This window comes from Achromobacter sp. D7-1 (assembly GCF_059760445.1).
Genome location: NZ_JCBAMT010000069.1, coordinates 1 through 24626, shown reverse-complemented (window position 1 = coordinate 24626; position 24626 = coordinate 1). Strand labels below are relative to the sequence as shown.

Annotated in this window: 24 protein-coding genes and 3 tRNA genes; 14 read left to right on the top strand and 13 right to left on the bottom strand. The window is 66.3% G+C overall.

All coding sequences use genetic code 11. The features are described from left to right. Window positions 1–6: 6 nt before the first annotated feature. The 5 genes from AC6LKD_RS24425 (at window position 7) to AC6LKD_RS24405 (ending at window position 6466) form a co-directional block, all read left to right on the top strand. Window positions 7–2133 carry a TonB-dependent siderophore receptor gene (locus AC6LKD_RS24425; RefSeq protein WP_498117713.1) on the top strand — a complete coding sequence of 709 codons (2127 nt, stop codon included), beginning with the start codon at window positions 7–9 and terminating at the stop codon, window positions 2131–2133. A 148-nt stretch (window positions 2134–2281) separates the two neighbouring features. Next, complete coding sequence (locus tag AC6LKD_RS24420) at window positions 2282–3307, top strand: 2-keto-3-deoxygluconate permease (protein WP_013395136.1); 1026 nt, start codon at window positions 2282–2284, stop codon at window positions 3305–3307. Continuing rightward, window positions 3304–4521 carry a D-threonate kinase gene (gene dtnK, locus AC6LKD_RS24415; protein WP_498117712.1) on the top strand — a complete coding sequence of 406 codons (1218 nt, stop codon included), beginning with the start codon at window positions 3304–3306 and terminating at the stop codon, window positions 4519–4521. Before AC6LKD_RS24420 ends, dtnK begins: the two co-directional genes overlap by 4 nt. After that, on the top strand, window positions 4518–5570 hold the full coding sequence (pdxA, locus tag AC6LKD_RS24410) for a 4-hydroxythreonine-4-phosphate dehydrogenase PdxA (RefSeq protein ID WP_013395138.1): 1053 nt from the start codon (window positions 4518–4520) through the stop codon (window positions 5568–5570). Before dtnK ends, pdxA begins: the two co-directional genes overlap by 4 nt. A gap of 5 nt (window positions 5571–5575) precedes the next feature. Then, entirely contained in the window at window positions 5576–6466 is an 891-nt protein-coding gene (locus tag AC6LKD_RS24405; RefSeq protein ID WP_498117711.1) for a GntR family transcriptional regulator, read from the top strand. A 92-nt stretch (window positions 6467–6558) separates the two neighbouring features. Here AC6LKD_RS24405 and AC6LKD_RS24400 read toward each other — a convergent pair whose 3' ends face one another. Beyond that, a complete protein-coding gene (locus AC6LKD_RS24400; RefSeq protein ID WP_498117710.1) occupies window positions 6559–7227 on the bottom strand; it encodes a FadR/GntR family transcriptional regulator in 669 nt (222 codons plus the stop codon). Between the two features lie 187 nt (window positions 7228–7414). On the opposite strand from AC6LKD_RS24400, the gene AC6LKD_RS24395 reads away from it, so the two are divergent. Then, complete coding sequence (locus tag AC6LKD_RS24395; protein ID WP_013395141.1) at window positions 7415–8284, top strand: fumarylacetoacetate hydrolase family protein; 870 nt, start codon at window positions 7415–7417, stop codon at window positions 8282–8284. 60 nt (window positions 8285–8344) lie between these two features. Then, complete coding sequence (locus AC6LKD_RS24390) at window positions 8345–9316, top strand: tripartite tricarboxylate transporter substrate binding protein (protein ID WP_498117709.1); 972 nt, start codon at window positions 8345–8347, stop codon at window positions 9314–9316. A 33-nt stretch (window positions 9317–9349) separates the two neighbouring features. On the opposite strand, the gene AC6LKD_RS24385 is transcribed toward AC6LKD_RS24390, so the two are convergent. The 5 genes from AC6LKD_RS24385 to AC6LKD_RS24365 are packed head-to-tail and all read right to left on the bottom strand — an operon-like array spanning window position 9350 to window position 14338. After that, the gene (locus AC6LKD_RS24385) at window positions 9350–10846 is read right to left on the bottom strand and encodes a class I adenylate-forming enzyme family protein (protein ID WP_498117708.1); all 1497 of its coding nucleotides are present in this window, start codon (window positions 10844–10846) and stop codon (window positions 9350–9352) included. A gap of 9 nt (window positions 10847–10855) precedes the next feature. Beyond that, window positions 10856–11590 (bottom strand): CoA-transferase subunit beta, encoded by a 735-nt coding sequence (locus tag AC6LKD_RS24380; protein WP_498117707.1) that lies wholly within the window; start codon window positions 11588–11590, stop codon window positions 10856–10858. Then, complete coding sequence (locus AC6LKD_RS24375; protein WP_498117706.1) at window positions 11583–12416, bottom strand: CoA transferase subunit A; 834 nt, start codon at window positions 12414–12416, stop codon at window positions 11583–11585. The genes AC6LKD_RS24380 and AC6LKD_RS24375 overlap by 8 nt, the downstream gene beginning before the upstream one ends. A gap of 33 nt (window positions 12417–12449) precedes the next feature. Continuing rightward, window positions 12450–13172 (bottom strand): enoyl-CoA hydratase/isomerase family protein, encoded by a 723-nt coding sequence (locus tag AC6LKD_RS24370; RefSeq protein WP_498117705.1) that lies wholly within the window; start codon window positions 13170–13172, stop codon window positions 12450–12452. Next, the gene (locus AC6LKD_RS24365; RefSeq protein WP_498117704.1) at window positions 13169–14338 is read right to left on the bottom strand and encodes a CaiB/BaiF CoA transferase family protein; all 1170 of its coding nucleotides are present in this window, start codon (window positions 14336–14338) and stop codon (window positions 13169–13171) included. The genes AC6LKD_RS24370 and AC6LKD_RS24365 overlap by 4 nt, the downstream gene beginning before the upstream one ends. Window positions 14339–14621: 283 nt before the next feature. Here AC6LKD_RS24365 and AC6LKD_RS24360 point away from each other — a divergent pair, with 283 nt between their 5' ends. Next, window positions 14622–15590, top strand: a complete 969-nt coding sequence (locus AC6LKD_RS24360) for a Bug family tripartite tricarboxylate transporter substrate binding protein (RefSeq protein ID WP_498117703.1) — start codon at window positions 14622–14624, stop codon at window positions 15588–15590. Between the two features lie 12 nt (window positions 15591–15602). Here AC6LKD_RS24360 and AC6LKD_RS24355 read toward each other — a convergent pair whose 3' ends face one another. From AC6LKD_RS24355 to AC6LKD_RS24345, 3 genes are all read right to left on the bottom strand, one after another. After that, a complete protein-coding gene (locus tag AC6LKD_RS24355; protein ID WP_013395149.1) occupies window positions 15603–16367 on the bottom strand; it encodes an IclR family transcriptional regulator in 765 nt (254 codons plus the stop codon). A gap of 61 nt (window positions 16368–16428) precedes the next feature. Beyond that, a complete protein-coding gene (locus AC6LKD_RS24350; RefSeq protein WP_013395150.1) occupies window positions 16429–17055 on the bottom strand; it encodes a cysteine dioxygenase family protein in 627 nt (208 codons plus the stop codon). A 141-nt stretch (window positions 17056–17196) separates the two neighbouring features. Continuing rightward, window positions 17197–17817, bottom strand: coding sequence for a hypothetical protein (locus AC6LKD_RS24345; RefSeq protein ID WP_498117702.1), 621 nt, complete (start codon window positions 17815–17817; stop codon window positions 17197–17199). A gap of 185 nt (window positions 17818–18002) precedes the next feature. Here AC6LKD_RS24345 and AC6LKD_RS24340 point away from each other — a divergent pair, with 185 nt between their 5' ends. The 3 genes from AC6LKD_RS24340 to AC6LKD_RS24330 all read left to right on the top strand — a co-directional run bounded on the left by AC6LKD_RS24340 (window position 18003) and on the right by AC6LKD_RS24330 (window position 19382). Then, window positions 18003–18605, top strand: a complete 603-nt coding sequence (locus AC6LKD_RS24340) for a helix-turn-helix domain-containing protein (protein WP_013395152.1) — start codon at window positions 18003–18005, stop codon at window positions 18603–18605. A 101-nt stretch (window positions 18606–18706) separates the two neighbouring features. Further along, entirely contained in the window at window positions 18707–18955 is a 249-nt protein-coding gene (locus AC6LKD_RS24335) for a hypothetical protein (RefSeq protein ID WP_013395153.1), read from the top strand. A gap of 205 nt (window positions 18956–19160) precedes the next feature. After that, on the top strand, window positions 19161–19382 hold the full coding sequence (locus AC6LKD_RS24330) for a DUF3079 domain-containing protein (protein ID WP_041655893.1): 222 nt from the start codon (window positions 19161–19163) through the stop codon (window positions 19380–19382). 90 nt (window positions 19383–19472) lie between these two features. On the opposite strand, the gene AC6LKD_RS24325 is transcribed toward AC6LKD_RS24330, so the two are convergent. Beyond that, window positions 19473–19549: transfer RNA gene (locus AC6LKD_RS24325), tRNA-Arg, on the bottom strand. A 333-nt stretch (window positions 19550–19882) separates the two neighbouring features. Here AC6LKD_RS24325 and AC6LKD_RS24320 point away from each other — a divergent pair. From AC6LKD_RS24320 to AC6LKD_RS24310, 3 genes are all read left to right on the top strand, one after another. Next, window positions 19883–20572 carry a DUF3313 domain-containing protein gene (locus AC6LKD_RS24320; RefSeq protein WP_492276319.1) on the top strand — a complete coding sequence of 230 codons (690 nt, stop codon included), beginning with the start codon at window positions 19883–19885 and terminating at the stop codon, window positions 20570–20572. A gap of 82 nt (window positions 20573–20654) precedes the next feature. Further along, on the top strand, window positions 20655–22097 hold the full coding sequence (locus tag AC6LKD_RS24315) for a DUF1254 domain-containing protein (RefSeq protein ID WP_498117701.1): 1443 nt from the start codon (window positions 20655–20657) through the stop codon (window positions 22095–22097). A 98-nt stretch (window positions 22098–22195) separates the two neighbouring features. Further along, entirely contained in the window at window positions 22196–22972 is a 777-nt protein-coding gene (locus AC6LKD_RS24310) for a hypothetical protein (protein WP_013395157.1), read from the top strand. Window positions 22973–23054: 82 nt separating this feature from the next. Here the strand turns inward: AC6LKD_RS24310 and AC6LKD_RS24305 are convergent. The 3 genes from AC6LKD_RS24305 to mnmH form a co-directional block, all read right to left on the bottom strand. Next, window positions 23055–23131, bottom strand: a tRNA-Arg gene (locus AC6LKD_RS24305). 141 nt (window positions 23132–23272) lie between these two features. Further along, a tRNA-Arg gene (locus AC6LKD_RS24300) sits at window positions 23273–23349 on the bottom strand. 112 nt (window positions 23350–23461) lie between these two features. Further along, window positions 23462–24526: a tRNA 2-selenouridine(34) synthase MnmH gene (gene mnmH, locus AC6LKD_RS24295; RefSeq protein ID WP_498117699.1), complete on the bottom strand. Its 1065-nt coding sequence runs from the start codon at window positions 24524–24526 to the stop codon at window positions 23462–23464. Between the last annotated feature and the right edge of the window lie 100 nt (window positions 24527–24626).

Sequence of the window (24626 nt, the reverse complement as noted above, 5' to 3'; positions counted from 1 at the left end):
AATCCATTGAAACGCCACTCTCATTCCGCCGCCCGGCGCGCGCGGCCGCTGGTCCTGTTGCCCACCGCCGCCGCGCTTGCGGCCTGCCTGGGCGCCACAGCCCAGGCCCAGTCCGCCGCATCCAGCGAACCCGCCACCATCCTGCCCGCCGTGCAGGTCACTGGCACCGGCGAAACCGCGACCAGCCCGGTCGAAGGCTACGTCGCCACGCGCAGCGCCACCGCGACCAAGACCGACACGCCTTTGTCGGAAACGCCGCAGGCAATCACCGTGATTCCCCGCGAGCAAATCGTGGACCAGGGCGCGCAGAACATCCAGGACACCATGAACTACGCGGCCGGCGTGCGCCCCAACGCCTATGGCGTGGACAACCGCGCCGACTACGTGCGCGTCCGCGGCGTGGAACCGGTGCAGTACCTGGATGGCCTGCGCCAGTATTTCAGCTTCAACAATCCGCGCACCGAGGTTTATGCGATGGAGCGCGTGGAAGTGCTGCGCGGCCCTTCCTCCATGCTGTACGGACAGGGCAGCACCGGCGGCATCGTCAACCTGGTCAGCAAGCGCCCACTGGAAGAAACGCAGCGCGAGATCGGCGTGGTGCTGGGCAACCACAACCGCCGCGAGATCCAGGCCGACCTCACGGGTCCAGCCAGCGAGGACGGCCAGTGGCTGTACCGCGTCATTGCGGTGGGGCGCGACAGCGACACCCAGGTGCAGTACGCGCCAGACGACCGCCTGATGCTGGCGCCGTCCTTGACCTGGCGCCCCAGCGCGGCAACCTCGTTGACGCTGCAGGCCACCTGGCAGAAGGACCGCGCCGGCACCACGCAGTCCTTCCTGCCGTGGAGCGGCTCGGTGCAGGAAAATCCCAACGGCCGCATCCCGACCCGGCGCTTTGCCAGCGAGCCCGGTTTCGACGCCTACGACACCGAACAATTCAGCGTGGGCTGGCTGTTCGAGCACCAGTTCAACGACACTTGGAAAGTGCGACAGAACTTCCGCAACACGGTCAGCAGCGTCGACTACAAGACGCTCTATCCCAACGTCTACGGCGCGCGCCGCGGCGATTCCTACATCGATCCGGAACAGACCACCGTCGACCGCATTTTCTATGTCAACAAGCCGCGCATGCGCACGCTGCTGGCGGACCAGAACCTGGAAGGCAAGCTGAACTGGGGCCGCACGGAGCACACGGTGATCTTCGGCATGGATTATTCGCGCTACCGCGAGACCAGCCAGACCGCCGGCGGCGCGGGCTCGCCGTTGAACCTGTACCACCCCGTGTACGGCAACGCGCCCGAGTATGAACTGTCGGACAACCCCAAGATCAACCAGCAGCAAATCGGCTTCTACGCGCAGGACCAGATCAAGTTCGACAAAAACTGGATCTTCCTGGCCGGCATCCGCCGCGACCGCGCCGACAGCACCACCGAAGGCCAGGACCGCGAAACCGACATGGCCACCACCAAGCGCTTCGGCCTGATGTACGCCGCGGACAATGGCTGGTCGCCCTACCTCAGCTACAGCGAATCGTTCACGCCTATCGCCGGCGCCGACTTCTACAACCAGCGCTGGAAGCCCATGCGCGGCAAGCAGGTCGAAGCCGGCATCAAGTACATGCCGAAGGATGTCGACATCGAATTCACGGCCGCCGCCTACGACCTGCGCGAGAAGAACCGCCAGACCAACGATCCGAACAATCCCAACAACCAGATCCAGGCCGGCAAGACCCGCACCCGCGGCGTGGAACTGGAGCTGCGCGGCCGCGTCACCAAGGACGTGGACGTGATCGCCAACTACATCTACACCGACCTGGATCCGCAGCTGGAGGCGCAGCCCAAGCACATGGCCTCCATGTGGGGCAAGTACCGCTTCGCGCTGGCCGGCCAGCCGGGCTTCGCGGTGGGCGCGGGCGTGCGCTACCTGTCGGCGTTCCGCGACGGCGGCGCCCCGGAGACGCCGGCAGTCACGCTATTCGACGCCATGCTCAGCTACGACAATGGCCCTTGGCGCTATGCGTTGAACGTGAACAACATTGCGGACCGCACTTATGAAGTGGTCTGCCTGGACCGCGGCGACTGCTTCTACGGCGCGCGCCGCACCGTCATGCTGAGCGGCGCCTACCGCTTCTAAAATCGGAACTCCCTCCTGGGCGGGAAAACCTGTACGTACATGCTGTACGTACAGGTGTACACTACGGTTTTTCATCCCTGATCAACCATCTGACAGACGCGCGCTCGAACGTCTGCAACCCAGAAAAACCGTCCTGGAGACTCCGATAGTGTCGACCGAAACTACCCGCTCGCCCTTTTTTGGCACGATGCAGAAAATCCCCGGTGGATTGATGCTGGTGCCGCTGATCCTGGGTTCCCTGATCGGCACCTTCGCGCCCGACGCTCTGGCGATCGGCGGCTTCACCACGGCGCTGTTCAAGAACAGCGCCCTGCCCCTGATCGCGCTGCTGATCTTCGCCACCGGCACTCAGGTCAATGCGCGCACGGGCGGCCCCATCCTGGCCACCGCCGGCACCATCCTGCTGATGAAGACGCTGGTGCCCGCCACCCTCATCATCATCCTGGGCAGCTATGTCGGCCTGGACGGCGTGCTCGGCGTCTCCATCCTGGCGCTGCTGGCGGCCTTCGACAACAGCAACGGCGGCCTGTGGCTGGCCTATACCGGCCAGTACGGCGATGCCCGCGACCGCGGCGCCTATGTGGCCAGCGCGGTCAACGATGGCCCCTTCTTCAGCCTGCTGTTCCTGGGCGCCTCGGGCCTGGCCGACATCCCCATGATCGCCCTGGTGGCGGCGCTGGTGCCGTTCCTGCTGGGCGTGGTGGTCGGCAACCTGGATCCCAAGTGGCGCGACGTGCTCAAGCCCGTGCCCAACATCGTCATCCCGTTCTTCGCCTTCGCGCTGGGTACCGGCATCAACCTGGGCGCCGTGGTTTCGGGCGGCATCAGCGGCCTGATCCTGGGCCTGATCATCAGCCCCATCACTGGCGGCCTGGTCTACCTGGGCTATCGCTACATCCTGAAGCGCGGCGGCAAGAGCGGCCTGGGCTTCGCGGCTGGCACCACCGCCGGCAACGCCATCGCCACTCCCGCGGTCGTGGCGGCAGCCGATCCCAACTTCCAGCAATACGTGTCGACCGCCACCGCGCAGGTCGCTGCCTGCGTGCTGATCAGCTCGATCCTGGCCCCGATGCTGGCCTCGTACTTCCTCAAGCGCGCCGGCGAGCTCAAGTCCGAGGACGCCGACCCCACGGTCGCGCCCGCCCTGCGCGAAGCGCGCGGAGAAGCGCTTTGAATCCCGCCATCGCCATCGTCGCCGATGACCTGACCGGTTCCGGCGACACGGCGGTGCAGTTCGTGCGCGCCGGCTGGAGCACGCACCTGTCCATCGGCGGCGCCGACGAGGCGCTGTCGGGTCCGGGCGCCGCCGGCGTGGAAGTGTTGGCGGTCACGACCAACAGCCGCCCCCTGTCGGCCGCCGACGCGGCCGAAGTCGTCTGGCAGAACGTGCGGCGCCTGCGTGCGGCCGGCGTCACGCGCCTGTACAAGAAAGTGGACTCCACCTTGCGCGGCGCCTTCAAGGCCGAGATCGACGCGGCGCGCGAGGCTTGGGGCCCGGACACCATCGCGGTGATCTGCCCGGCCTTTCCGGCCACCGGCCGCACCGTCGAACAAGGCGTGCTCTACGTCAACGGCAAGCCGGTCACCGAGACCTCGGCGGCCACCGATCCGGTGACCCCCGTGACCGAAAGCCATATCCCCACCCTGCTCGGTTGCGCGCACGTCGCGGCGCAGGAAGACGACACGCCGCAAGCGCTGGCTGCGCGCATCCGCCAGGCAGGCAAGACCGTGGTGGTCGATGCCGCCACTGAAGCCGACCTGGAGCGCCTGGCGCGCGCCATCGGCCTGCTTGGCGTGCACGCCCTGCCCGTGGGCGCGGGCGGCCTGGCCGTGCCGCTGGCCCGGGTCTGGGCCGGCGCCGACCAGACCGCGCCGGTCGTGGTGGTGGTGACCTCGCAGCACAGCGCAGCGCGGGCGCAAGCCGCCGCGCTGCAAGCCTCGGGCGCGGACACCTGGACGCCCTCGCTGGCCCAATTGGCCGACGACGCCGCATGGCAGGCCTGGAGCCAGCCGCTGCTGCAGGCGCACGCGCAAGCCCCCGCGCAGGCCGGTACGGTGCTGCTGCTGGCGCCGGAAGGCCAACTGGACGGCCTGGATTCCGGGACCGTCGCCGCGCGCCTGGGCAGCCTGGCCGCGCAATTGATCGCCAGCGCCAACGCGGCCGGCGTGGTTGCCACCGGTGGCGACGGCGCGCGCAGCGTGCTGGTGGCGCTGGGCGCACGCGGCATTGCGCTGGTGGATGAAGTAATGGGCGGCGTGCCCCTGGGCACGCTGACCGGAGGCACGGCCGCCGGCCTGCCCGTGGTGACCAAGGCCGGCGGCTTTGGCACCGAAGATGTACTGGTTCGCGCGGTGCGCGCGATCCGCGACAGGAGATTCAAGCGATGACACAACCCCAATCGGGCAAGCTGCCCCTGCTGGCCGTAACCCTGGGCGACGTGGCGGGCATCGGGCCGGAAATCACCGCCAAGATGCTGATGGGCCATGATGAACTGCGCCAAAAGGCCCGCCTGCTGGTGGTCGGCGACGTGGACGTGATGGCCAATGCCGTGCGCAGCCTGGGCGGCGACCCCGCTATCGTGCGCAAGCTGGAGCGCGCGGCCGACTGCGCCAACACTCCCGGCACCATCGAAGTACTGCAGGCCGGCCCCTCGCTGGCCCATGTAAAGCTGGGCGAGATCAGCGCGGACGCGGGCGACGGCTCGGTACGCTTCGTCACCACGGCCTGCGCTCTGGCGCGCGCCGGCGAGGTCGACGGCATCGTCACCGCCCCGCTCAACAAAGCCGCCATGCATGCCGCCGGCCACAAGTGGCCCGGCCACACCGAGCTGCTGGCGCACGAGTTCGGCGTCAAGACCTTCTCGCTGGTGCTGTCGGCCGGCGACCTCTACATTTTCCACGCCACCACCCACGTGTCGCTGCGCCAGGCCATCGAAGACCTGACCCCGGCGCGCATGCGCGCGGTGCTGCGACTGGCCGGTTCGTTCGCCCAGGCGCTGGGCCGCGGCGACCAGCCGGTGGCCGTATCGGGCCTGAATCCGCATGCCGGCGAAAACGGCATCTTCGGCAGCGAAGACGCCGACATCCTGGCGCCCGCCGTGGCCGAAGCCAATGCCGCCGGCATCCTGGCCGCCGGCCCCATCCCGGCCGACGCGCTGTTCCCGCAAGCCGTGCGCGGCAAGTGGAAGTTCGTGATCGCCTGTTACCACGACCAGGGCCACGCGCCCTTCAAGGCGGTGTATGGCGACGACGGCGTGAACATCACGGTGGGCCTGCCGGTCGTGCGCGTGTCCGTGGACCACGGCACCGCCTTCGACATCGCAGGCAAGGGTATCGCCCGCGAGGACAGCCTGATCCTGGCCGCCGAGCGCGCCGCGCATCTGGCCCCGGGCTGGACGCATGTGTGGGAAACTGCGCGGGCACAAACCGGAGGTTGATTCCCATGGCGCCCGCCACGCACGACGCATTGCCCGTACTTGACCGCTCCGGCGATATCCCGCTGCACGCCCAGGTGGCGACCCTGCTGCGCGGATACATCCGCACGAACAAGCTCGCGGCCGGCGCCGTGCTGCCCAGCGAGGCAGCATTGTGCGACCGCTTTGGCGTGGCGCGCAGCGTGGTGCGCCAGGCGCTGGCGGCCCTGGCCACCGAAGGCCTGATCCAGCGCGAAACCGGGCGCCCCGCCAGCGTGGCTGCACCGCAGGAACACCGCCGGCTGGTGCAGCGCTCCACCGGCCTGTACGAGCAATTCGCGCAGTCGGGCGTGGCCTTGCAGACCCGCGTGCTGGCTTTCGCGCGCGCCGAGCCGCCCGCCGACGTGGCGGCCTTCTTCGGCACCACGCAGTTGCTGATGCTGGAACGCCTGCGCCATGTGGCCGACGCGCCGCTGGCCTACGTGCGCACCTGGCTGCCCGTCGACGCCGTGCCCGGCCTGCGCGCCGACGATCTGACCGACGCGTCCCTGCACGGCGTGCTGACGCGGCGCTTCGGCCTGCGTCCCGGCGCCGGGCGCAATCAGATCCGGGCAGTCGCCGCCGACCGGACGCTGGCGGAATTGCTGGGTACGCAAACCGGCACGCCCCTGCTGATGCTGCAAGGCCAGGGCATGGACCAGCATGACCGGCCGCTGGAATGGTTCACGACCTGGCACCGCGCCGAACAACTGGTGTTCGACGTGGACGTCAGCATGGGACATGAAAGCGTGCAGCCCCGGCTGCAGTCCCCCGCCGCGCCCGCCGACATCCCGGCTGGGGAACACGACCCGCTGGCGCGCGCCCAGGCCCTGGTGGCCGAACTATCCGCCGAACTGGCCAGGCTGCGCGGGCAGTCCTGAACCGGTTGTCCGACGCCGGCCGGCCTTGCCGCCGGCCATCGATCCCGTAGCAGCCGCAGAGCCCGTGCCAGGGCTTGCGGACGCTGCAGCCCCTATCCCAGCAAATTATCCCTGACGTGCAGCAGATGCCGCCGCACCGCCTCCATGGCGCGCTCGGCGTCGCGGTCATGCAGCGCGTCGACGATCTCGCGGTGCTCCACCTGATAGGACGCGCGCCGCTCTGGCGTCAGGCTCTTGCGCTTCAAGGCGCCCCAGGTTGCCTGCGACCGCGCCGCCGTCATCAGCGCGAATACCTTTTCGATGAAGAGATTGTGGGTGGCCGTGGCCATCAATTCGTGCAGCCTGGCGTCCCAGATCTCGAACGCTTCGAAACTGTCGGCGGCCTCGGCCCGCGCACAGGCGTCCTGCATGGCCGCGAAATCGGCGGGGCTGCCATGCTGCACCACCAGCGCCGCAATGGCCGGCTCCAGCACCAGCCGCGCCGCCATCAGTTCGGCCGGGCTGGTGGACAGCACTTCGGCGCGCAGCAGTCCTTCAGCCTGCGCCAGGGTCGAGGACGGATTGGCATAGGTGCCACTGCCCACGCGCTGCGAGATCAGGCCTTCGTTCTTCAACTCGGCCAGGGTGCGGCGCACCGTTGAACGGCTGATGCCGAACTGTTCGCTGAGGGCGCGTTCCGTGGGCAGGCGATGGCCGGGGGCCCACGCGCCGGATTGCAGATTCTCGAGGATGACCGCACGCAAGGCGGAAGCTTTGTCCATGGACCTTTCCAGAATAGCTAGCGGCCAGATAATACCAATTCAGACCAATAAGCGCCCGAAAACTATTAATTCTTATAGGAGAATTGGTTCAGTTGGTATATTCTTTTGCGAAATTGGGCCTGAAAAATCAACAAATTGGTACTTTTTGGTATTAAACAGGGCGGCCCGAACCGCCCAGGGAGCAAGCATGAAAATTGCAGTATTCCGGATCAATGGCGAGCGCCGCATCGGCGTGGTTGCCGACGACGGCGCCAGCGTGACTGCCCTGGACTTCCCGCGCGAACTCGCGGCGGCCGGCGCGCTGACGGCCGTGGAGTGGCTGGCCGAAGGCCGCGCCTTGCCGGGCAAGATCGGCTCGTCCTACCGCTGGGACCAGGTGGAGCATGAAGCGCCCTTGCCGGCGCAGCGGCGCAACCTGTTCTGCGTGGGGCGCAACTATCACGCCCACGCCAAGGAATTGCGCGACTCCGTCTTCAAGGACAACGACGCCAACCCCGAATCCTGGCCCATCGTGTTCACCAAGGTGCCGCAGACGGTGGTCGGTCCGTGGGCTGACGTGCAACTGCCCGTGGGCGTCTCCGACAAGATCGACTACGAAGCCGAACTGGCGGTGGTGATCGGCAAGGGCGGCCGCAATATTTCCCGCGCCGAGGCCATGAGCCACGTCATCGCCTACACCGTGGTCAACGACGTCACCGCGCGCGACGTGCAGATGCGCCACCAGCAATGGGACCTGGGCAAGTCCTTCGACACCTTCTGCCCCATGGGTCCCTGGCTGGTGACGGCCGACGAAATGGACGGCCAGAAGACCCGCGTGCGCTGCTGGGTCAATGGCGAGCTGCGCCAGGACGGCAACACCGAAGACCTGATCTTCGACATCCCCACGCTGATCGAAACCTGCTCGCGCGGCATCACGCTGTATCCGGGCGACGTCATCGCCACCGGCACGCCGGCTGGCGTGGGCCAGGGCCTGAATCCGCCGCAGTTTCTCAAGCACGGCGATGTGGTGCGGGTGGAGATCGACGGCATCGGCCAGATAGAAAACCGCTTCGTCTGAGCCCAAGAGCCCCGGAATGAACACGGGGCGGCTCGGCAGTAAAAGCACAAGGAGTGAGACATGAATCTGCGTTGCTACCGGGCGGCCGCGGCTGCCTTGCTATGGCTGGGAGCCGCGAACGCGCTGGCTGCCGGCTATCCTGAACGTCCCGTGACCATGGTGGTGCCGTTCCCGCCCGGCGGCGTCGCCGACACCATCGCGCGGCCGCTGGCCCAGGCCATGGGCGACAAGCTGGGCCAGGCCGTCGTCATCGAAAACAAGGGCGGCGCGGGTGGCGCCATCGGCATCGGCCAGGCCGGCCGCGCCAAGCCCGACGGCTACACGCTGCTGATGAGCCTGTCGTCCATTTCCATCCTGCCCGCCGCCGACCGGCTGCTGGAACGCAAGCCGGCCTATCAGCTGGATCAGTTCGTGCCGATTGCGCGTATCACCGCCGATCCCACCGTGCTGGTGGTGCGCGCGGACGCGCCATACAAGACGCTGCAGGAATTCGTCGACGCGGCCAAGAAGCAGTCGGGCAAATTCAGCTACGGCTCTTCCGGCATCTACGGCACCATGCACGTGCCGATGGAGATGCTGCAGAACGCAGCCGGGATCAAGATGATGCACGTGCCCTTCACCGGCGCCGGCCCAGCCGTGCAGGCCCTGGTGGGCGGCCAGGTCGATGCCCTGGCCACCGGGCCGTCCAGCGTCATGCAGCTGATCCAGGCCGGTCGCGTCAAGGCGCTGGCGCATTGGGGCGACGGCAAGCTCGACAGCCTGCCGGACGTGCCGTCCTTCAAGTCGCAGGGCTATGACATCAGTTTCGTGCAGTGGTCGGGCGTGTTCGCGCTGGCCGGCACGCCGCCGGCGGTCATCGACAAGCTGCGCCAGACCGTTAAAGACATCGCCAACAACCCCGAGGTCCAGGCCCGCATCGCCGGCACCGGAAGCCCCGTGCAGTACCTCGACGCGCCGGCCTTCGACGAATACTGGAAGAAGGACTCGGCTTCGCTGGAAGTGGCGGTCAACCGGATCGGCAAGGTCGAATAGCCGCGCGCCGCGAAGCGCGCGCGCCCTGCCCGCTCACAACCGCAAGGCCGCCGGCGCCAACTGGCGCGCCAGCGCCTTGCGGTCGACCTTGCCCACCGCGTTCTCGGGCAGGCGCTCGATCCACAACACCTCGCGCGGCACATAGATCCGGCCCAGGCGCGCCAGCACCTCGGCCTGTATGCCGGACGCATCCGGCGCGGCGTCGCCCGCGCGCTGCACGAAGATCACGGGCACCTCGCCAAGATCCTCGTCGGGCGCACCCACCACGCAGCAGGCGGCCACGCCCGGCAGGCCCGTCACCACGCCCTCGATCAGCGCCGGCGAGATGTTCTCGCCGCCGCGGATGATCACGTCCTTGATGCGGCCGGTGATGCTCAGATAGCCCTGCTCGTCGAAACGTCCCAGATCGCCCGTATGCAGCAACTGCGGCGTGCCGGTGTCGGCGCTGTCCACGCCCACATAGCCCAGCATCAGGCTGTCGCCCGCGATGCAGATCTCGCCTTCGTTGCCCGGGGCGGCGGAGGCGCCGTCCGGCAGGCGCAAGGTTACGCTCTGGCCGGCCAGCACCGTACCCACCGAGCCCACGCGGCGCGCGGCGGGCGGATTCATGGTGGAGGTGCAGGTGGCCTCCGACAGGCCATAGGACACCACCAGCGGGCAGCCGAGGAAGGCTTCGATGCGCCGGTGCAGGGCTTCGGTGATCGGCGCCGAGCCGCAACGCGCAAAGCGCAACGCCGCCAGGCTTGCAGGGTCGAACTGCAGTTCGAGCATGCGCGCGTACATAGTGGGTACGCCGGTGATGATGGTGGGCTGGAACCCGCGCAGCAATCCCGGCATGTCGTCCGCGCGGAAGCGTCCCGCCAGCGCCACGCAGGCGCCCGCCAGCAGCGGCGCGAAGATCTGGTTGTTGAGCGCATTGGTGTGATGCAGCGGCATCACATGCAAGAGCCGGTCATCCTGCGTCAAGCCGGTATGCGCCAACACGCCGCGCGCATTGTTCGCCAAACCGCGGTGGCTCAGCAGCACGCCCTTGGGATTGCCGGTGCTGCCGGAGGTAAACAGCAGCAGGCCCGCGTCGCCCGGCGTGGCCTCGGCGCTGCCTGTCCAATCCAGCGGGCCTCGCGCCACGCCGGCCGCGTCCAACAATCGGTCTGGCGCCAGACCGCTGGCCCGCGCCGTCCCCGCGTTGGCCGCGTCGTGCAGCACCCAACCCAGCCCCACCGCCGCCACGCGGCGAGCAGTCTCCGCATCCGACAGGCGCGGCTCCAGCGGGCACGGGCAGGCGCCCGCAGCCATCGCACCCAGAATCGCCAGCACCTGCCCCAGCGACCGCTCCATTGCGATGGCCACATAGCTGCCGCGCGCCACGCCGGCGGCGCGCAGGCCGCCCGCGATCCGCCCGACCTCCTGTCGCAGATCGGCATACGTCAGCGTGCCGTCCGCGGTCACGATAGCGGGCCGTTCGGCCCATTGCGGCTGGTTCCACAGGCGCGCGAAAGCGGCCACCAGCGTGGCGTCGGCAAGCGTCATGGCGACCTCCTAGCGCAGCGCGACGGCGGCGTCGCGTTCGAACTGCCCGTCGGGATCCAGCTCGCGCAGGGCGCGCGTCTCGGCCGTGGTGGGCGGCGCGGACGGCTCGGCGCCGCTGGCGTCGAATTCGAAACCGGTGCGCTCGCGCACTTCGGACAAGCTGGACTCCGGATGCCAGGACTGCAAGGCCAGCCGCCCGTCGCGCTTGACGAACACGGCGATCGGCGTGACCACGCCGTGGAATCCGCCCCAGGACGTCATGAAGTCCAGCTTCGGCACGAAGGCGCGGCGCGAATGCTCGGTGCGCCAGGTGCAGGCGCGCCTGGCGGTGGGCAGCATCACCGCGCCGCCGCCGCCGCCCGGCAGGCGCACCTTGGGCTCATGCCAGTCGCCGATGCAGGAATTGTTGGCGCAGCCTGCGCCGTCGATTTGCGCCGCGCCCAGGAAGGTCAGGTCCATGCGGCCGCGCGTGCACAGGTCGTAGAAATCCTCGTTGGAGAAGATCGACGCCGTGTGCTCGGCCAGCACCGGATCGGAACTTGAGATGGGGACCTGCGAAGGCCGCGGATTCACGCCGCCGGCCACGTTGATGTAGACGAAATCCCAGTCATAGGCGCGCTTGGCCAGCAGGCAGGCCAGCATGGGCAGGGTCGAATTCACGCCGCTGAAAGTGATCTCGTCCGGCCGGATGAAGCGCGCCAGATTGGTGACGATGTACGAAAAGCCCGACCATTGCTCAGCCATGCTGCACCTCCCGCGCTTCGGGCGCCGCAGCCATGTGCGCCTGCAGATCGCCTTGCTTGTCCATGTATGCCTCCACCGCCGGATAGTCGATGGCGTAGTCCGGCCAGCAGGATCCCGGCCATGCGCCCTGCGGCGCCACGGCATAGGCCTGCACCATGAAGAACGGCACCAGCGTGGCTTCCGGATTGGCTTCGAACACGGTGCTGTCGACCACCTTCTCGGCCACCACCAGCACGCTGCCCGCGGCGCGCGACATGATGCGGTCCCAATGCGCGGTGCCATGTACCCGCACATTACCCAGCGCGTCCACTTCGGAAGCATGGATCACGGCGAAGTCCGGCCGGATAGCCGGCACCACCCAGGTCTGCTGCCCGCTGCCATAGGGGTCGTCCAGGCATTTCCAGCCATTGAGCTCGGGCAGGCCGCTGCCATGCAGGCCGCCGCAAGGCTGGAACGGCACGCCGAAGGCCGCCGCGCGCAGACCGGCCGTGAGGCTGGCGCAGGCATGTTCTTCCAGCTCGATCTCGCGGCGCTCCACGGCCTTGCGGTACCAGGGCGCCAGGCCGAAATTCCCTTCCATGGCTACGATGCCCGCGCGCACGCGGCGCAGCGCGCCGGCGCGGCACAAGATGTCCACGTCGTAGCCCGGCGATTGCTTGATCAGTTCCAGGTCGCGCCGCCCCTGCCGGATCAGTTCGCGCACGAAGGCGAACGGTCCGCGGTGCAGGAAGCTGCCGCCCAATGCGATCGATGCGCCGTTGGGCACCAGCGCCGCCAATTCCGCCAGCGTGCGCTGCTTGTTCTTCTGATTGAAACCCGATGCCATGATGTCTCCTTCCCTGCCTGTTCTTTTTCGTGGTCAGCGCGCCTGCAGATACGCGGCCACCCGGCCCTTCAATCCCGGCTGGGCGGCGGAGCGCACCAGGCGGGCAAGATCGGTGTCGGGCGTTTCCGCCGACAGCGCCGCGTACAACTGCACGCGGCTCGCACTGCTCAGCGCGGACGCGGCGTCCAGCGCCTCGCGCTCGACGTCCTGCCAATCCGGCGCGTCGGCGAGGCGGCTGGCGAAGCCGTCGCGCAAGGCTTCTTCCGCGCTGAACGTGGCCGCCTGCTCCAGCACCGCGCGCGCCCGCTCCGCGCCCACCAGGGCCGCGTAACGGCGGGTGCCCAGCACCAGCCCGAACTTCAGTCCGGGCATGCGGAAGGTGGCGTCCGGCGTGCTGATGCGCCACTTGCAGGCGCCGAACAGGTCCACGCCCGCCCCGAAGTTGCGGCCATGCGCCAGCCCCAGCGTCAGGCAGGGCGAGGCCGCCAGCCGCTGCAACAGCATCTCGATGCGCACGAAGCGCAGCAGCAGATCGCCTTCGCTCTGTTCCTGCCAGCCGCCGAAGTCGAAGCCCGCGCTGAAGTTCCTGCCTTCACCCTTGAGCACGATGAGCTGTGCGCCGCCGGACTCGGCCTCATCCAGCGCGGCGATCAGCGCTTCCACCAGTTCGGCCGACAAGGCATTCATCTTGTCGGGCCGCGACAGCGTCAGCACGTAGGCCGCGCCCTGCTTGTCGATGCGCAGGACGCCACTCATGCCGTCGTCTCCTTCTTGCCGGCGCGCAGCGCGCCCAGCACTTCATCGTTGTGCTCGCCCAGGGCCGGAGGACGGCGGCGCAGGGCCGTGGTCTGGCCGTCGAAGCGCACCGGCAGGCCGAAGGTGCGCGTGCGCACGCCATTGGGCAGATCCACGGGCTGCACCCAACCCATGTGTTCCACCTGCGGATCGGCCAACACTTCCGAATAAGTGTTGATGGGCGCGCAGGGCACGCCAGCCGCGCGGAAACGCGCCAGCCAGGTCTGCGCGTCCTCGGCTTCGAAGATCGCTTCCAGGATGTCGCGCAGCGCCGCCTGATTGCGCGCGCGGGCGCTGGTATCGGTAAAGCGCGGATCGGCCAGCAGGTCCTCGCGGCCCACCGTTGCGCACACGCCCTTCCACAAGGCCTGATTGCCCGCCGCCATGCCGAAATAGCCGCCCTTGCAGCGGAAGGCCTGGTACGGCGCGTTGCGCGGATGGGCCGATCCCAGCTTGACGGGGTCCTTGCCGCTGCCGAAGAACTCCGAAGTCTGCAAGGCCGCAATGCCCAAGGTGGCGCCCAGCATGGGCACGTCGATATGCGTGCCCTGCCCGCTCGCCTGCGCCGCGCGCAAGGCCGACGCGATGGCGAAGGCGCCATACAGGCCGGCCGAAAAGTCCGCCACGGGAACGCCGCACTTCACGGGTTCGCCGCCGGCTTCGCCGGTCACGCTCATGAGGCCGCTCATGGCCTGGATGGTCAGGTCAAAACCGCCTTCCTGCGAACGCGGCCCGGACTGGCCGTAGGCCGAAATCGAGCAATAGACCAGCTTGGGATTGGCCTCGCGCAGCTGCGCATAGCCCAGACCCAGGCGATCCATCACGCCCGGGCGGTTGTTCTCGATCAGCACGTCGACGGAAAGCGCGAGTTCGCGCGCCAGCGCCACGTCGCCAGGGTCCTTCAGGTTCAGCGTCACCGAACGCTTGTTGCGGTTGAGGGATGCGAAGTTCTCGCTGTAGCCCTCGGAAATGGGCGGCCAGCTGCGCAACGTATCGCCGCCTTCGGGGTTTTCGATCTTGATCACGTCGGCGCCCATGTCCGCCAACAACATGCCGCAAAAAGGCCCCGCCGCGACATTGCAAATTTCCAGCACCGTGATGCCGGCCAGCGCCGAACTGGGTGTCATGTCTGACCTCTCGTTATGAAAATTCAATATTTGGGACAAAGAAAACATTATAAGAGCACGCCTTCCAGGCTGGCATGATCCAGCGAAGCGCCGCTGCAGGCCGGCATATCTTCGCGAAATTCCTAGTGCAATCCCTAGGTGCAGCGCTTAATTGTTGACCAGCATATCACCCTGTGGAATTCTAAGTAAACCATTTATTGATACACGAGTCCTATATATTAGGATTTAATAAAGGACCGCAGCCCCTGCGCATGCCGGCCCCACCGACACCAAGGAGACTTCCATGAAGAAAACGTGGCGCATTGCCCTGACAGGCATGGTGCTGGTTTTGGCAGGCGGCGCAGCCTCGGCCGACAACTGGCCGACGAAACCCGTGCGCATGGTGGTCCCCTTCCCGCCCGGCGGCGCGACGGATGCCGCCGCGCGCATCTACGCGCAACACCTGGGCGACTACCTGGGCCAGGGCGTGGTGGTGGAAAACAAGGCGGGCGCGGGCGGCGAGATCGGCGCGGAATACGTGGCCAAGTCGGCGGCCGACGGCTACACCCTGCTGATGGGCGCCGTGGGCAGCCACGCGATCCATGCGGCCATGCCGGACAAGCCCGGCTATGACTTCGGCACCGCCTTCGTCGGCGTGTCGATGGCCACCAGCATGCCCATGGCCGTGGCAGTCAACAGCAGCAAGATTCCCGCGAAGAATATTCAGGAGCTGATCGCTTTGGCCAAGAGCAAGCCCGGCACCATCACCTTCGGTTCGGCCGGCCCCGGCACTTCCCAGCACATGGCCGGCGAACTCTTCCAGGTCGTGACCGGCACCCGGCTCATGCACGTGCCGTACCGCGGCAGCGGCCCCGCCATCACCGACCTGCTGGGCGGCCAGATCGACATGGTGATCGAAACGCTGCCGGCGCTGCTGCCGCAGGTCGCGACCGGCAAGATCCGCCTGCTGGGCGTCACCACCGCCACGCGCGCCACCGCGCTGCCGGATCTGCCCACGCTGGCCGAGCAGGGCGTGAAGGATTATTCGGTCGCCACCACCTACGCCTTGTTGGCGCCAGCGGGCACGCCGCCCGCGGTGGTGGACAAGCTTTCGGCTGGCATGCAAAAGGCCGCCGCCATGGCTTCCGTACAGCAGGCTGCGCAGAAGCTGGGCGCCGACGCCGTGGCGACCACACCCGCCGACACCAGCCGCGTGCTCAAGCAGGAAGTCGCCCGCTGGGCCGACGTGGTGCGTTTGTCGGCGGCCAAATGAGGGCGCGGCCCGCTACTGGTCCAGATAGCCCCGGCGATAGCCCATCCCCTGCGAGATGGACTGGGCACAGGCAGCCACGTCCGGCGCCAGCTGCTTCATCCTGGCGGCGCTCAGGCGGTCCAGCGGACCGGAGATGCCTATCGCGGCCACGGGCTGATCCAGGCTGTTGAACAAGGTCACGGCCAGCCCGCCCACGCCTTCGCGCCATTCGCCGCGATTGACCGCGTAGCCGATGCGGGCGATCTTGCGCAGCTCGTCCTTCAAGAGCGGCATGGACACGATGGTCGATGGCGTATGGCGCACAAGCTTGTCGGCGTAACGCTCGACATAACCTTCCGCCTGATAGGCCAGCAGCGCCTTGCCTGTGGCGACGGCGTAGGCCGGCGCGCGTCCGCCCACCATCGAATAGGCGCGTATGGGTTGGGGGCTGTCGATCTTGTCCACATAGACCACGTCGAAGCCGTCGAGCACGGACAGGTGCACGGTTTCGCCGGTCTGGTCGGCCAGCGTGCGCATGAAGGGCGCGGCCAGTTTGCGCACGTCCAGCTGGGCCAGCTGGCGCGCCGCCAGCTCAAATAGCCGCACCGCGCCGCGATACCCCCCGCCGTCGTCGTCCTTGATCACGTAGCCCGCGTGTATCAGCGTCTGCAAGGTGCGGTGCGTGTTGCTGCGGGTCAGCCCGACACGGGCGGCCAACGCATCGATGGTGCGCGGCGGATTGTCCACGTCGGTCACCGCCTCCAGCACCATCAGACCTTTGAGCAGCGTCTTGTCCATTATTTATTTTCCTAATATTTAGGACAAGAAAATAGCATGAGACGCCGCGCGCGAACAGGTGCTAGCTTGCGCCCCCGGCGAGGGCGGCCCGCACGGCTTCCGAGCGGTCCCACAGGTTCGGCAGGGTGGCCGACGAATACCCGGACACGAAAGGCTTGGCCTGACCCGTCGCGGGATCATAGACATGGCGCGACACGGCGCCGATGTTGCCGCCGTAGAGATGCACGCTGATGGACACCCGGTCCGCATGAGCGTTGGACACACGATGGATATCGCCTTCGGCGGGCGACAGGCACTCCACGTCGCCCGGTTGCAGCGTGGTCGAGGCGTCCGCGGGCGCGACGCTGCCGTCCAGCCCGCGCACATAACGCTGGTTGACCTCGGCCCCGCGCAGCATGCCCACGTAGCCCCAGACCTCGTGATCGTGCACCGGCGTGAACTGGCCCGGCCCCCACACAAAGCTCACCAGCGAAAACCGCTCCAGCGGATCGCAGTGCAGCAGGTATTGCTGGTAGTACTGTGGATGCGGCGCGGTACAGGCCTCGGGCAGCCAGTCGTCATGGCGCACCAGGTCGGCGAACGCGGCCTGCAGTTCCGGCGTCTGCGCCAGCGCGGACGGCGTGGCCAGGCGGGTAGCGGTGGCGATGAAGCGGCGCAGCCTGTCCAGGCCGCCTTGAGATTCGGGCATTGCGTCTCTCCATGAATTCTGGAAATCCCAGATTGAAAAAACAGTATCCATGATTCAGGACAGATGCGCAGCCTTGCCCCTGTCGCCGCCCTGGTAATCGCGACTAGCCTTTCTTGACTGGCGCGAGCGCAGGCTTCGGCCTCACCACTTGCAGCCCCGATCCGTAACGGTATCGGCCAGCAAGAACGGCAAGGCCAGCAAGCCCATGTCCGCATGCGCGTTCTTGCACGGCGGCCGCGCGCTCTTCGCGATGCCCCGCGCGATCTCGGATTGTTCGACTGGCGCCTTGGGTCCGAGGCGCACGGCGGATTCTCCGCGCGCCCGCGGCATGCCCGCCGCTTGCGCGTCTTCCGGGCGCCAGGCGAAATCGCGCCGAGGATCCGGCGCGTCTGACGATGCCGCGGGCGTCCCGTCCGATTGTGGCGCGGATGGCGCGGGCACCCTGCGCGCGCCGGATCGTTGCCGCGGCGCCACCGCGGGCGCCGGCGGCATGTCGATGCGGGCGGGTTGAGCTGGCACGGAGCTGGACCTGTCCTGCATCTTTTGTACCGGTGGCGCGGACGGCGCCTTGGCTGGCAGCAGATCCACGAAGAACGGTAGTTCCGGCGCGCGCGCGCCGCGCATGCCGACGGGCTCGATCCGCTCTCGCCACCACAACCCCGCAACCACCGCATGCAGCGCGCACGCCGCCAGCAGCGCCCACCATGCCACCCTTCTCGCGCGCGGCCGCGCATCCACGATTCCAGCCGCAGCCAGATGCATCGCCACCACTCGAACAGTACGCCCCGGACAGCGGGCAACGCGGCGATGATAGCCCCGAGCGCAGTGAAGATTTGTGAAGATGTTGAGGGCTGATGTAGCGCACAATCATGTACTCAAGTCAGGCGAGGGGAAACCCCAAATCCCACCACCAGCACCCCGGGATACAGTGGCGGATAGGCTTCGCCGTGGAGATTATCATTCCGTTTTCCTGGAGACTTCCCGACGTGTTTGTGCGTTCGCCGGACGGTGTCTTGCACCGTGTGGTGCGCCACGCCACGACTACGGAAACCATCGCCCAACTTGAAAGCATGCCCAGCAATTACCACCTGGATTGCGAATGCATGCTCGATAACGGCGAGACCCTGCACTGGATCGGCGACAACCAATATCGCCAATTGAATGGCGGCGCCATTTTCACCGCCGAAGCTGCAACCACCACGCCTCGCGGCGATTCCCGCAAGAGCGCTGCCGCCAAGAGCAGCCTGCGCGACGCGCGCAGAAAAGCCGCGCCGCGCAAAGCCCCCGCGCAGGGGCAGAGTCATTTACCATTAGCTGTCGTCAATCTAAAAACCGGCAACGACTGGAGCCTGATACGCGCCTGGCGCGAGCATCTCAATATCAGCACCGCTGATATGGCTGCACGCCTGGGCGTGGACCACTCCATCTATATCGAACTGGAAAGGCCGCGCCCACGGCCCAGGCAGGTTATCCTGGACCGCGTATCCGAAGCCCTGGGCGTCTCTCCCGACCAGCTCGACGATTCATTGTTTGGAGGGCACTTTCATTAGCGCCCGGCGCGGGAACATCCAGCTTCCCGCCCCGGCGCACTGAAATGCCCGAACGACTTTGGCGCCGTATATCCAATGGCCCGCGCATGGAGGTATCGCATATGCTCGGCACCGCAAGACGATTGACCGACGTCCTCGCCACCGCGCCGGACGGCACGCTCTACCGCATTGAACGATTTGTCTCAGACCCCGACGCGTACTCCGCCTTGGGCACCTCGCGTTTCGATCCGAAGACGCATTGCATATGCCGCACCAGCACGGGCGAAAAGGTCTCGTGGCTAGGCGGACAGACCTACCGGCTCGTAAAGAGCGGCACCTCGCTGACGGCGGTGGACCGACGACGCCGCTAGGCGCAGGAGACCGCTGCCGCGGCGGCGGTCCCTTCCCCAAATCCTGCAAGACAGCCGCCCGGCGCGCGACATTGCGCACGTGCGCCGCAGGCGCTCGCGCTTGAGCCAGATCAAGGAATTCCGTGCACGCCCGGCAGTACGCTGGATGCATACATGGAAAGATCGGCGCCGCCGCCGCGGCGCCCTCAGGCAACAGGCACCCGGCATGGCCAAGAAGTTTCCCTTGCACCCGAAGCACCCCGAACGCATATGCTGGGGCTGCGACCGCTATTGCCCTACCGATTCGATGGCTTGCGGCAACGGCTCCGGCCGCACCATGCATCCCGCCGAGACGCTGGGAGACGATTGGTACACGGTCGGCGACTGGGGATTCGACGCGGACGACAAAGCCCAAGCCCAGGCGCCAGTCCCACCTGCTCCGCGCTGACGCGACATTCCCGCCGCAAAACAAAAAAGGCCTTCGATCCAAGATCAAAGGCCTTTCTATTTTCTTTCTGTGTAAGCCAAGCAAGAAGCTTGGTGCGCCCGGCAGGATTCGAACCTACGACCCCCTGGTTCGTAGCCAGGTACTCTATCCAGCTGAGCTACGGGCGCTCCGAAAGAGGCGTGTTTATACCATGAAAAATAAAGCACGCGCAAATCGGCCCGACCAAACCGGCGCCCACCCGTATCCAGCCGCCGGCGCATCCAGACTCTGACGGACCTTTTCCGCGCGATGCCTTCCACAAAACGCACGCAAAGGAAATAGTTCAGAAAACCCAGTTCATGCAGCCGCATTGCGAAACTTCCGCGTTCGAAAAATAATTGGCTTCCTGTGCATATAGGTCAAAACATGCGCCCACGAGCGGAAAGCAGCTTTTGCACGGGACCTCTCGCCGACGCCTGCAGCCGGGGCTCCCATGCCCCATATCGTCAGAAGGAACTTGCATGAAGATCAAGAATTCCTCGGGCGCGCTTCTCGTCGGCATCGCCGCCGCGATCCTGGCGGCCGGCTGTTCCACCGCGCCGAAAACGACGGAGTCCGGCTTCCTGCCGGATTACTCGCAGCTGCACCAGGCGCCCGCGCCCGACGGCGGCACCCGCCTGGTCTACCTGAATCCCGACTTCAACCCATCGCGCTATACCGCGGTCTGGCTGGAGCCCGTCGTGTATTACCCGGAGCCGCAGCCTTCCGCGGACGTTTCCCTGGAAACCCTCACCGAAATCCGCAATGCGGTCAACGAAACGCTGCGACGCAAGGTCGGCGAGCAGGTGCGGCTGGTTGATCGCGCCGAACCTGGCGTCGCCCATATACGCATCGCCATCACCGCGGTGGGAACCTCGGAGCAAGCGCTGCGCGCCTATCAGTACATTCCCATCGCCTTGGTCATGACCGAGGCCCGGGCCGCCATGGAAGGAGGCATGGCGCGCAACGCGACTGTCGCCATCGAATCGCGGGTCACGGACAGCATGACGGACGAATTGCTGTATGCCTCCGTGCGCGGCGGCACCGGCGAGAAGGTCGCCAACGCCACTCAGGGCGCGGGCGGCGTGCGCCTGTCCAAGCTGCAACCGTTGATCGATGAATGGACCACGGGCGCGGCGCGGGAAATCGGAAAGTACGTCCGGCAGCGGTAACGCAAGGCATCGGCCGGGCGCAGCCTTGCCTGCGCCACGGCTATTCGTGATTTTCAAACCATGATTTCGTTGGAGCGATCCTATGAAGCTGACACGCCGCACATTGAATGCAGGTGGCCTTGCCCTACTCGCAACCAGCGTCCTGGGCGCGCCAGCCCGAGCCGCCGATGGATTGGTCGCGGATTTTCCCGAAGGCGACGAGCAGTTCGGACTGGCAACGGATGTCTACGTCTATGCCTATCCCCTGGTGACGATGGAGATGACCAGAAGAGTCATCACCAACGTCGCGGAGCCCAAGGGGACGCGTGCGCCGATGGGACATCTCATCAAGCTGCGCCAGTATCCCGATGCCAAGTTCCGGGACGTGACCGCGCCGAACGCCGACACGCTCTACACCACTTCCTTCTTCGACGTCGGCGACGAGCCCTGGGTCGTCAGCCTGCCCGACATGAACGGACGCTATGCCCTGTTTCCGATGCTGGACGGCTGGACCACGGTATTCGACGTGCCCGGCAAGCGCACGACTGGCACGGGGGCCCAAACCTACGTAGTCAGCGGCCCCGGATGGGAGGGCGCGATTCCGCAAGGCATGACCCACTACAAATCCCCCACCAGCATCGTCTGGCTGCTGGGCCGCATCTACTGTACCGGCACGCCTGAAGACTATGCGCAAGTGCACAAGCTGCAGGACGAAGTGAAGCTCTGTCCATTGAGCGCATGGGGCAAGGACTGGAATCCGCCACCGGGCAAGGTCGACCCCGCCATAGACATGAAAACCTCGGTGCGCGACCAGGTCAACAACATGGACGCGGTCGAGTACTTCAGCTTGTTTGCCCAGTTGCTCAAGCGCAATCCGCCGAGCGCCGCCGACGCGCCCATCGTGGCGAAAATGGCTGCGATAGGCATCGTGCCCGGCCAGGACTTCGACAAGAGCCAACTCGATCCCGCCATTGCGAAGCGCGTCCCGCAGGTCGGGTTCGGGCGCATCATGACGCACTTCAAGTCCAGCAACGGCGACATCCAGGACATCGACGGCTGGGGGTTCACGACCAAGACGGGCATCTACGGCACCAACTACATCCAGCGGGCCTTGGTCACCGCGATAGGCCTGGGCGCCAACCGCCCGCAGGACGCCATCTACCCCACCTCCCTGAAGTCCGACACTGGCGCCATCAAGCGCGTCTACAACGGTTCCGAAAAATATGTTCTGACGTTCAAGAAGGGCCTCACTCCGCCTGTCTCCGGGTTCTGGTCGCTGACGATGTATGACGCAAGCTACTTCTTCGTCGACAACCCACTGAACCGCTACTCGATCAGCGCGCGCCAAGCCCTCAAGGCGAAGCCAGACGGTTCGATCGATCTGCTCATCCAGCATGAATCGCCCGGCCCCGACATGGAGTCGAACTGGCTGCCCGCCCCCAAGGGAAAGTTCATCCTGATGATGCGCCTCTACTGGCCCAACGAAAGCAACCCGTCGATCATTGACGGCTCCTGGACCTTGCCTCCCGTAAGAAGGGTCACCTGATACCGGCGCTGCACTCCGCCGGCGCCAGACCGGCTTTGCGTCCACGGCGGGCGTGATGGATTCGATTCATCACGCCCGCGCCTTGGGGAGGGTTTGCGATGAAAAAGATAGTCATGGGCTGCCTGGCTTGCGGGCTGCTGCAAGCCGGGGCCGCGCTGGGCGCCGAAGCGGATCCGGCTTCCGCGGCGGGCTCCCTGCCGTCAAATGAATGGCAGTTTTCGGTCACGCCCTACTTCTGGGCCGCCGGCCTGTCCGGCAAGACGTCGGTATCGCGTTCGCCCGTCATCGATGTCCACGCGGACTTCGACAAACTGTTGGACAACCTCGACTTCGGCGCCATGCTGATAGGCGATGCGCGCAAAGGCCGCTACAGCATATTCGGCGACCTGATCTACACCAAGATCGGCACGCAAGGAGATACGCCGCACGGCTTGCTGGCCAGCAGCGCGGACGTAAAGACTTCCACCTTCGCGGGACTGCTCGGGGTCGGCTATTCCGTGCTGGAAAACTCGCCGCATCAATTGGACGTGGTGGCCGGCTTGCGCGTCTGGTCGGTCGACACCGACATCACGCTCAAGGGCGCGCACCTGAATGGCAGAACGCGCAGCGACGGCGCCACCTGGGTCGACGGCCTGGTGGGCGTGCGCGGAAACTATGTCCTGAGTTCGAAGTACTACATCACCGGCTGGGGCCTGATCGGCGCGGGCGGGGCAGAAGCGGATTGGGATGTGGGCCTGGGCCTCGGCTACAACTTCAGCAAGAATGTCTCGGCGGCGATAGGCTATCGTGCGCTGGGCGTGGATTACAGCAGCGGCGGCTTCAAGTTCGACGCGGTACTGCAAGGGCCGATGGCGGGCGTGACGATCCGCTTCTAGATGCGCTGGCGCAAAACAAAAAGGCCTTCGATACGAGATCAAAGGCCTTTCCATTTTCTTTGCTGTATTGACCAAGTGAACTTGGTGCGCCCGGCAGGATTCGAACCTACGACCCCCTGGTTCGTAGCCAGGTACTCTATCCAGCTGAGCTACGGGCGCTCCGGCAAAGAGGCAAAATTATATCAGAAAAATCTTGCCGTTTTTACTGCTTTTGCTACGTTTACTGCTTTTGCTGCTTTTACTATTTAACCGCTTTATTCAATTCCGCACCGGCCGATTAAAACCAATGCAGATCAAACTTGGTGCGCCCGGCAGGATTCGAACCTACGACCCCCTGGTTCGTAGCCAGGTACTCTATCCAGCTGAGCTACGGGCGCGTTTGCGTTTAAAAGCAAGCCTTGAATAATAGCGTTATTTCACGAAGCGCGCAAGTCAGACGCTGATAAATCCAAGCAAGGCTGCGACGGGCTCATGCCCGATCGAGCACGCTCAAGCCGTCCTGCCCGCCCCATCCAGCTTGGCCAGCAACACCCTCGCCTGCTCCACCACATCGCCGTCATTGGGCCGGAAGTCCAGCCGCAGCGCTTGCGGCAATTGCGTGAAGTGCGCGTGGCAGCTGCGGGCATAGGCCGGGTCGTAGTGGCGGTCTATCAGTTCCTGCGCCAGCGCGGCGCGCGCGCCGCTGTCGACCAGGGCCAGCCAGCCGCTCACGCGCTCGCGGCTGTGCAGGCCGATCATGCGCTGGAGCTGCGCCTTCAGCGATTCAGGATCGTCGAACAGATGCGCGTAATCCTGCAGCAAAAAGGCTGCGCGGTCCTCGCGGCTGGAGCGGACTTCGACGCACGGACTTGCATGCACCGCCGTCAACAGTGCCGCAGGCAAGGCGACCGCGCCGATCTTGCGACTTTCCGCTTCGACGAACACCGGCTTCGAGGCATCGAACGCGCGCAGGCTCTGTGCCAGCTGTGTATCGAAGCCCTTTTGCGAGGGCTGCGCAACGCCGGCCCAGGCGCCCAGCAGCGAGCCGCGATGCGAGGCCAGGCGCTCCAGGTCCAGCGTCTGCGCGCCGGCCTGCTCCAACGCGTTCAACAAGCGCGTCTTGCCGCTGCCAGTGGGTCCGGCCAGCACGATGTAGCGCAAGCCCAAGGGCAGGCTTTCCAGCGCTTCCAGCGTGGCTTGGCGATAGGTCTTGTAGCCGCCGTCGAGCTGGCGCGCGCGCCACCCTATCATGTTGAACATCGTCGTCATGGAGCCGGAGCGCGTGCCGCCGCGCCAGCAATAGATCAACGGGCGCCAGCCCTGGCGCCGGTCCGCGAAGGTGGTGTCCAGATGCGCGGCAATATTGCGCGCCACCAGCGCCGCGCCGACGCGCGAGGCCTCGAAGGGCGAGACCTGCTTGTACAGCGTGCCCACCACCACGCGTTCTTCATTGCTCAGCACCGGCGCATTGATCGCGCCGGGAATGTGGTCGTCGGCGAATTCGAGCGGCGTGCGCACGTCGATGACTTCATCGAAATCGTCCAGCCGGTCGAGCGTGGCGAGCAGGTGTTTCAAGGGATCCGAGCCTGAAAGGGAATCTGCGATTTTCTCATGCGAGGCAGGCTCGCTCACATACTTGCCGCGAGCCCATGAAAAAACCCGCAATCACTTGCGT

Coding starts and splice junctions, on each gene's coding strand:
- pdxA (WP_013395138.1), top strand. CDS start 4,518: ATGACACAACCCCAATCGGGCAAGCTGCCCCTGCTGGCCGTAACCCTG.
- AC6LKD_RS24405 (WP_498117711.1), top strand. CDS start 5,576: ATGGCGCCCGCCACGCACGACGCATTGCCCGTACTTGACCGCTCCGGC.
- AC6LKD_RS24400 (WP_498117710.1), bottom strand. CDS start 7,227: ATGGACAAAGCTTCCGCCTTGCGTGCGGTCATCCTCGAGAATCTGCAA.
- AC6LKD_RS24395 (WP_013395141.1), top strand. CDS start 7,415: ATGAAAATTGCAGTATTCCGGATCAATGGCGAGCGCCGCATCGGCGTG.
- AC6LKD_RS24390 (WP_498117709.1), top strand. CDS start 8,345: ATGAATCTGCGTTGCTACCGGGCGGCCGCGGCTGCCTTGCTATGGCTG.
- AC6LKD_RS24385 (WP_498117708.1), bottom strand. CDS start 10,846: ATGACGCTTGCCGACGCCACGCTGGTGGCCGCTTTCGCGCGCCTGTGG.
- AC6LKD_RS24380 (WP_498117707.1), bottom strand. CDS start 11,590: ATGGCTGAGCAATGGTCGGGCTTTTCGTACATCGTCACCAATCTGGCG.
- AC6LKD_RS24375 (WP_498117706.1), bottom strand. CDS start 12,416: ATGGCATCGGGTTTCAATCAGAAGAACAAGCAGCGCACGCTGGCGGAA.
- AC6LKD_RS24370 (WP_498117705.1), bottom strand. CDS start 13,172: ATGAGTGGCGTCCTGCGCATCGACAAGCAGGGCGCGGCCTACGTGCTG.
- AC6LKD_RS24365 (WP_498117704.1), bottom strand. CDS start 14,338: ATGACACCCAGTTCGGCGCTGGCCGGCATCACGGTGCTGGAAATTTGC.
- AC6LKD_RS24360 (WP_498117703.1), top strand. CDS start 14,622: ATGAAGAAAACGTGGCGCATTGCCCTGACAGGCATGGTGCTGGTTTTG.
- AC6LKD_RS24355 (WP_013395149.1), bottom strand. CDS start 16,367: ATGGACAAGACGCTGCTCAAAGGTCTGATGGTGCTGGAGGCGGTGACC.
- AC6LKD_RS24350 (WP_013395150.1), bottom strand. CDS start 17,055: ATGCCCGAATCTCAAGGCGGCCTGGACAGGCTGCGCCGCTTCATCGCC.
- AC6LKD_RS24345 (WP_498117702.1), bottom strand. CDS start 17,817: ATGCATCTGGCTGCGGCTGGAATCGTGGATGCGCGGCCGCGCGCGAGA.
- AC6LKD_RS24335 (WP_013395153.1), top strand. CDS start 18,707: ATGCTCGGCACCGCAAGACGATTGACCGACGTCCTCGCCACCGCGCCG.
- AC6LKD_RS24330 (WP_041655893.1), top strand. CDS start 19,161: ATGGCCAAGAAGTTTCCCTTGCACCCGAAGCACCCCGAACGCATATGC.
- AC6LKD_RS24320 (WP_492276319.1), top strand. CDS start 19,883: ATGAAGATCAAGAATTCCTCGGGCGCGCTTCTCGTCGGCATCGCCGCC.
- AC6LKD_RS24315 (WP_498117701.1), top strand. CDS start 20,655: ATGAAGCTGACACGCCGCACATTGAATGCAGGTGGCCTTGCCCTACTC.
- AC6LKD_RS24310 (WP_013395157.1), top strand. CDS start 22,196: ATGAAAAAGATAGTCATGGGCTGCCTGGCTTGCGGGCTGCTGCAAGCC.